Source organism: Sphaerochaeta sp. UBA5836 (assembly GCF_002432845.1).
Classification (GTDB): Bacteria; Spirochaetota; Spirochaetia; order Sphaerochaetales; family Sphaerochaetaceae; genus Sphaerochaeta.
On the sequence record NZ_DJGW01000106.1, the window covers coordinates 71579 to 78112 of the forward strand.

At 51.9% G+C, this 6534-nt stretch carries 6 protein-coding genes and 1 pseudogene; 1 reads left to right on the forward strand and 6 read right to left on the reverse strand.

Annotated elements, in window-relative coordinates:
* The 6 genes from B3F49_RS10355 to B3F49_RS10380 form a co-directional block, all read right to left on the reverse strand.
* Window positions 1-291, reverse strand: a 291-nt coding sequence (locus B3F49_RS10355) for a hypothetical protein (RefSeq protein ID WP_293910861.1), incomplete at its 3' end; no start/stop codon positions are given.
* A 247-nt stretch (window positions 292-538) separates the two neighbouring features.
* Complete coding sequence (locus B3F49_RS10360) at window positions 539-2059, reverse strand: sulfatase-like hydrolase/transferase (protein WP_293910863.1); 1521 nt, start codon at window positions 2057-2059, stop codon at window positions 539-541.
* A gap of 13 nt (window positions 2060-2072) precedes the next feature.
* Window positions 2073-2930 (reverse strand): carbohydrate ABC transporter permease, encoded by an 858-nt coding sequence (locus B3F49_RS10365; RefSeq protein ID WP_293910865.1) that lies wholly within the window; start codon window positions 2928-2930, stop codon window positions 2073-2075.
* A 3-nt stretch (window positions 2931-2933) separates the two neighbouring features.
* A complete protein-coding gene (locus tag B3F49_RS10370; protein ID WP_293910867.1) occupies window positions 2934-3845 on the reverse strand; it encodes a carbohydrate ABC transporter permease in 912 nt (303 codons plus the stop codon).
* A gap of 50 nt (window positions 3846-3895) precedes the next feature.
* Window positions 3896-5176: an ABC transporter substrate-binding protein gene (locus B3F49_RS10375; RefSeq protein WP_293893413.1), complete on the reverse strand. Its 1281-nt coding sequence runs from the start codon at window positions 5174-5176 to the stop codon at window positions 3896-3898.
* A 26-nt stretch (window positions 5177-5202) separates the two neighbouring features.
* Window positions 5203-6222 (reverse strand): LacI family DNA-binding transcriptional regulator, encoded by a 1020-nt coding sequence (locus tag B3F49_RS10380; protein WP_293893410.1) that lies wholly within the window; start codon window positions 6220-6222, stop codon window positions 5203-5205.
* Between the two features lie 93 nt (window positions 6223-6315).
* On the opposite strand from B3F49_RS10380, the pseudogene B3F49_RS10385 reads away from it, so the two are divergent.
* Window positions 6316-6534, forward strand: a pseudogene (locus B3F49_RS10385) (aminoglycoside phosphotransferase family protein); the annotation flags it as partial.

The window sequence follows — 6534 nt, forward strand, 5'->3', positions numbered from 1 at the left end:
ATTGAAGAGATCAAAACTCTTGATCGAGTACCCGGTCTCATTGACCAGTCCGACAAAATCACCATATCGAATGACAGGAGGGTATTTCATATATCGGGGAGGCATCTCAATGGCGGCCTCTGAAAGCTTTGGCCCTTCAACTACAAACACCTCGCTCTGGGCGTCAACCTCGACAGGCTCCGCTGGAATAGGCGGAACGACTTGCTGGTCGATCGGCGTTGCACAACTGAAAAACAAGGTTGAGAGAAGGAGCACGAAAGAAATCGTGCGTACCAGGTTGATTCGTTTCATATCAGATTCCTTTGCGACAGGAAAGCCGTCGTGCTTCCTTTCCACTAATCAAAACCCAAAAACTGTATATCGATAGTGGAGGGAGTAACAAGGAAGCTGACAATGAGGAGACTAGGTGCTTTACTCTACGTATCACAGGTTTTCCTGCTCTTGTATAAGGGTTCAAATCGACCGTCCATTATTGATAGTGGGTAGAAAGATACAGGCGTACAGCAAAAGACCGGCCTCATCAGCCGGTCCATTAAATCTATTTCTTCACATCGTAGAGCCTCTTGCCCCGTACCGCGTTCTCCATAGGTAGGCCGGTATCATAGTCCCACTGCCGGCTCTCGTACTCCTCGTTCTCCCGTTGGCGGGTCATACCGCTGTTCTGCCAACTAGGTCCGCGGTCGTCCCGCCAAGGCCTTGCCACCCACTGATAGCCGCGGTAAACGTCACGTGTCTGGTCCATATGCTCAATCAGCAAGTCATGAAGCTTGTTCCGGATCTCTTTACAGCCCGGGTCGTCGATAAGGTTCACCACCTCATGCGGATCGACCTGCAAGTCATACAGCTCATCACGATCCATCAAGTTGATCGTCAACTTGAAGCGGCCGTCGGTGACCGATCGCATCATCTGCAAGCCTCCGAATCCATCGTGATCGACCTCGTACCGGGTGAATTCACAGTAGACATGCTCATTAATCTGTGTTTTTGGGTCCTCAAACTGGGCGAGCATGCTCCTGCCCTCTAGCAGCTTGGGAAGCGGAATGCCAAAGTAATCCAATACCGTGGGAGTCACATCGATGTGGCTGGCCGGATGGGAAACCACTACATTGCGGTTGCCCTCATGACTTTTGGCCGGTTTCACAATGAACGGAATATTGGTAATTTCCTTGTAGAAAGCCGCATTCTTGGCCTGAAGGCGATGAGAACCCAGCATATCGCCATGGTCGGAGGTAAAGATGACCAGGGCATCCGGGGCAAGACGGTACACCTGGTCCAACACCCTGCCGATTTCATAATCGACGAAGCTGTTGCACCCCAAGTAGAGCGACAGCAGCTTTGAGGGGGCATGCAGCTCCTCGGGACGCTTATGAAGGTCATCACCCGCCCAGAGTCGCTGGAGCATCGGCTTGGACTGAAGGCTGTCATGGAACGTAGGATTATCCTCAAAACAGAACCCATCATACATGGTATTGAACGGAGGGGGACAGATGAATGGGCCATGCGGTTCGTCGTAGGAGACGACAAGGAAGAAATCCTCTCCCTCATGCTCCTTCACATACCCGATTGCCTTGTTCGAAACCCGGTGGGCATAGGTCATTTCAGCACCCCAATCCTCATCGAAGGCTGTCTCAGACTTGCGGGAACGAAGCCTTTCTTCCGACGAGAGCTCTTCCAGGTAGTTGTGCATGTCGTACCAATATGCACGATCCCAACCATCCGGACACCGCCCCAGTCCGAAGTAGTCCCCGCCGTCAAGGTGCCACTTCCCTGTATAAGCGGCCTGGATGCCGTTGTCCGAGAGCCTCTGGCCCAATGTCTTCACATTGGCCCCCAAAGGAAGATTGTTGGAAACCACCCCGTTGGAGTGGGGGAAGGTCCCGGTAAACAAAGCAGAGCGTGCGGGACCACATACCGGCTGACAGCAGTAAGCCTGCTCGTAACGCAAACCCTCTCTGGCAAGCTTGTCGAGGTTGGGAGTCTGCATACGGCTGTCGCCATAGCAGCCCAGCATGTCCTTGCGGGTGGTATCGGTCATAATGAACACGACTTGTCTTGGCATTGAATACTCCAGCTCAGCCCTTCACCGCACCGGCGACGAGGCCTTTGATCATATATTTTTGGAAGAAAAAGAACAGCAACACTACCGGAATGGTCCCGATGATGGAAATCGCGTTGACCAGCGACCAATCATAGGAGAGTTCTCCCAAATACCTTAGGGCAATCCCCACTGAAAGGGTACGCAGGCTATCGTCCTGAATGAGGGTTGCTGCATGCAGGTAATCATCCCATGTCATCAAGAAGGCATAAATACCGACGGCAAGCAGCCCCGACTTCACCAGAGGGGTGACGATGGTAAAGAGAATTCTCCACCTCCCCGCCCCATCGACGAACGCGGCTTCCTCAATCTCGGTGGGGATGTTGGCAAAGAAACTAGCCATGAGGATGATGCAGAACGGAACTTGGGCTGCAAGGAGGGCGAATATCAACCCCCCAAGGGTATTGATGATTCCCAGCTTGCCCATAATTGCGTACAAGCTGATCATTCGGCTGATGACCGGAAACATCTGGCTTGCCAACAGGAGGGCGAAGAATGCCTGGTTCCACCGATTCTTGAACCGTGCAAGCGAGTAGCCTGCAAAGATGGCCAGGATGCAACCCAGAAGAGCCACAGATGCCGAGACGATCAGGTTGTTCTGATAGTAGACAAAGAACTGGTTGTGCTGGGTGAAAAGCTTGATGAAACTATCAAGCACGGGACTGTGCGGAAAAAACGTCGGTGGATACTGATAGGCTTCCATGTTCGTCTTGAAGGAGGTAACCAACACCCAGTAGATTGGAAAGAGCAAAAAGAGCAAAATCACGATGAGAATCAGGTACTTGCCTGCAGTATACCAGGGGCCATCGTGCTTCAAGATTCTTGTTTTACTCATGGCTCACCCCAAATCCTGCACCCGGAACACCCGGTTGTAGAAGAAAACCACCAAGATCATCATGAGCATCCACAAAGTCGTCACGGCTGCCCCTGACCCAAGATTCATCGATACAAACGCCTCTCGGTAGCTGAGCACCGCGAGGGTGGTGGTGGCGTTGTTCGGACCTCCTCCGGTCATGGTCCAAAAGAGCGGGAACTGCTTGAAGTTCTCGATGATCGCCATGGAGATGCTCACCTTGATCACCGGGCTGAGATAGGGCAACGTAACTGAAAGGAAGCGCCTGAACTTGCCCGCCCCATCGATCATGGCCGCTTCGTTAATCTCCTGCGGCACATTCTGAAGACCTGCCAACAAAAGCAGGGACATGAGCGGAATCTGCTTCCATAGTGCTGCAATCCCCACCCCGGCAAGAGCGGTCCGAGGATTATTGAGCATGGCAAAGTCCTGCACCTTGCCAAGGGAGACAAGATTCACCAAGTATTTGACAAACCCATACTGAGGTTGAAAAAGCCACATCCAGATGAGGGCTGAGATGACGGTGGGCACCACCCAGGGAGTCATCATGATGCTCCTGAGCAATCGGGCACCCTTGATTTCTGTATTCAGAATCAGGGACAGCAGGAGCGAAAGCAGAAACTGCAGCACCACCACCCCCAGCACAAAGCTGAAGGTATGGATGCTCGCCATGGAAAAGGCATCAGTCTTCGCAAGGTACAGATAGTTTGCAAAGTTATTCCAAACGCCGGGTTTCCCGCTGATGATGTTGCGCACCCCATAGTCCTGGAAACTTTTGATCACGGAATCCACAATGGGAACAATAATGAACAACACCGTCATCAGCAGGGCCGGGGCATCGAGGATGAACGAGAAAAGAAGATCAGATCTCGTTCGTTTCAAGGTTCTGCTTTTCATACCACTCCTATCAAGGGAGTCGGTTTTCCGACTCCCTTGAACCATGTTTCTTATTGGGAAATCTTTACACTTGCCGTGTTTTTGAACTTTTCTATAGCCGAAGCTACATCCTGCTTTCCTACCGTTACCGCTTGGGCGAGGGAGCACAACTCAAGGTTGAGGTCGCTGATCCTAGGGATGAAGGACTGCACCTGCACCCTGCCGGCGGCAGCGGAAGCACCCTTGAGAATACCGTTGTTCACCACGCTCTCCATATTCGCCATCGACTTCTTGGCAGGGTATGCAGGGGTGAGATCGCGCAGGTAGGAGCTGAGGGTCTGTTCACTGATCACAAACTCGACAAATTTCGAAAGAGCAGCTTTTCTGGCATCACCGTTGTCAACAAGGATGAAGCAGTGGGCCTGCAGCAGACTGGCACCTGATCCGCTTCCACCCTTCAAAGGCTCGGCAGAGGCAGTGAAGTTGATCGCATCAGGATTAATCGACTTCACCCCGTTGAAACCCCAGCTCTGATCGTAATACATGGCAAGCTGGCCGAGGGCGAAGAGATTTCTGAGATCCTTCAGTTTTGCATTCTGTGGATTGTAACCCAGCTGGTCGAGCTTCTGCACCATGGCAAAGGCATCCTTGAAGCCTTGGTTGTCCACAGCAAGGGCTCCCTGTGCATCAAGCACCCGACCACCGAAATTGAAGATCATGGCCGTAAGGGAAGCCCCCGATACCGGCACCGAAGCTGTCGTCTGGCCGAATGCATAGACCTTGTTTCCCTTGGCATCCTTCAGTTGGGAGAGCTTCTGGGCATAGGCGAGCATCTCATCATACGTCTTGGGCGGCTTGTTCGGGTCAAGACCAGCCTGGGTGAACAGGTTCTTGTTGTAATACAGCACATACGGGGAGACATAGAGCGGAATACCGTACGGCTTGCCTTCCACCTCGAAGGACTTCAATACATCAGGATAGAAGTCATCGACGAATGCCGGGGAGAGAATGTCCCTCACGGGGGCGGCCAAGCCGGCATCGACAAGACCTGGAACCCAGTCAATCTCACCGAAGATGACATCAACCTTGTTGCCGCCGCCGGCCATATTCACCACCTGGTTGACAATCTCCCCATAGGGGGCGGTCACCCATTCTATGGTGATATCGGGATTTGCAGCCTCAAAATCCACTTTCACCTGCTTCCAAAACGGTTCATACCCACTTTCCAGCAAAGCATAGTTTGCCACCTTGAGGGTCACCGGACCGGACGGGGCGGCCTCGGTCTTTCCTGCAGCGAATACCGATGCAGACACCATAGCAAGCACCAACAGAACCACTACAATTTTTTTCATCTTCCCAAACTCCTTTTTTCAGCCATTTATACGCTCTCGCGCATAACCACTTTCGTATCCAAATAGACCTCCAACCGTTTTTCAAAAGAAGAGCGGTTGTCGATGAGACTCATCATCATTTGCATCACACACCGGGCAATTTCCTGCTGGTCAATCTCCACCGAAGTAAGCGTCGGAGAAGAAAATCGACAGAGCCGGGTATTGTCAAAGCCGATGACGGAGATGTCCTGTGGAACGTTGAACCCCATCCTCTGGCATGCCTGCATTCCCACCAAGGCAATCGGGTCATTCCGCCCGAAGATTCCGTCAGGCCGAAAGCCCGAGGCAAGCAGATCAATGATTTTGGCACTCAACTCATCCTCGGTGCTACAGCCGCTGAGAACCACAGGTTCCAGTTGATAGACATTGCATTGGTCGGTGAAGCCCTTCAAGCGCCAGTCATCCATGCTTGACCAATTGCCGGAAGTGCTGACACGGTCAAGAAACAACAACCTGCGCCTGCCTCTCTCATACAATGTCCGTACAACACGACGGGCCCCCTCATACAGGCCCGTGTTGATCAGGCCGTACACACCGGTTATGGAGCTGTAATCTCGAATCTCCAAGAGTACGATGGGAATATCGGCATCGATGAGACGCTGAATATTGTGCAGGGGAAATGATGCAGAACCGATGACGATGCCGTCAAAGAACTTGGAATAGATGCGATTGACGAAATCCTCATCCTGATGATCGGCACACAAGGTGATGAAGTAGTCCTCTTTGTAGGCGAGACTGTCTATTTCACTGATAAGCTTGCCGAAGTACTCACCCTTTATATCATCAGCAACAAAGAGTATATGGTTCGATTTTTTCCCCTTGAGGGCACGGGCCATGGAATTGGGGCGATAGTTGAGCCGGGCGATCGCCTCCTCCACCTTCTTGCGCTTCTCTTCCTTGACATATCGATTGCCGTTGATGACATAGGAGACGATTGTCTCCGTAACTCCGGCCTCGATTGCAATGTCCTTGCGCGTAATGGTTCGAAGGATTTTTTTCTGTTCCATGTCTGATTCCACCGATATACACACCTGTGTACATTGCTAGATTAGACCAGGTATGCTATTCTGTCAAGGAAAATTGTTGGAGGCAGAGCACCCATGCAGGACATCGCAGACATCATAGGCCTGTTCGCCATTGAAGGCGAACTGCAGAAAGTAAAGGCAAACAAGGAAGGGCACATCAACAGCACCTTCATCTCCACATTCATACACGAGGGAAAGCAATACAAGTATACCCATCAGAAGCTCAACGATAGTGTATTCACCCGGCCCGAGGAGGTCATGGACAACATCCAGAAGGTGACCAGCCACATCCAG

Excerpts from the sequence above, each read along its gene's own strand:
- B3F49_RS10360 (WP_293910863.1), bottom strand. The coding sequence starts at position 2,059 with ATGCCAAGACAAGTCGTGTTCATTATGACCGATACCACCCGCAAGGAC.
- B3F49_RS10365 (WP_293910865.1), bottom strand. The coding sequence starts at position 2,930 with ATGAGTAAAACAAGAATCTTGAAGCACGATGGCCCCTGGTATACTGCA.
- B3F49_RS10370 (WP_293910867.1), bottom strand. The coding sequence starts at position 3,845 with ATGAAAAGCAGAACCTTGAAACGAACGAGATCTGATCTTCTTTTCTCG.
- B3F49_RS10375 (WP_293893413.1), bottom strand. The coding sequence starts at position 5,176 with ATGAAAAAAATTGTAGTGGTTCTGTTGGTGCTTGCTATGGTGTCTGCA.
- B3F49_RS10380 (WP_293893410.1), bottom strand. The coding sequence starts at position 6,222 with ATGGAACAGAAAAAAATCCTTCGAACCATTACGCGCAAGGACATTGCA.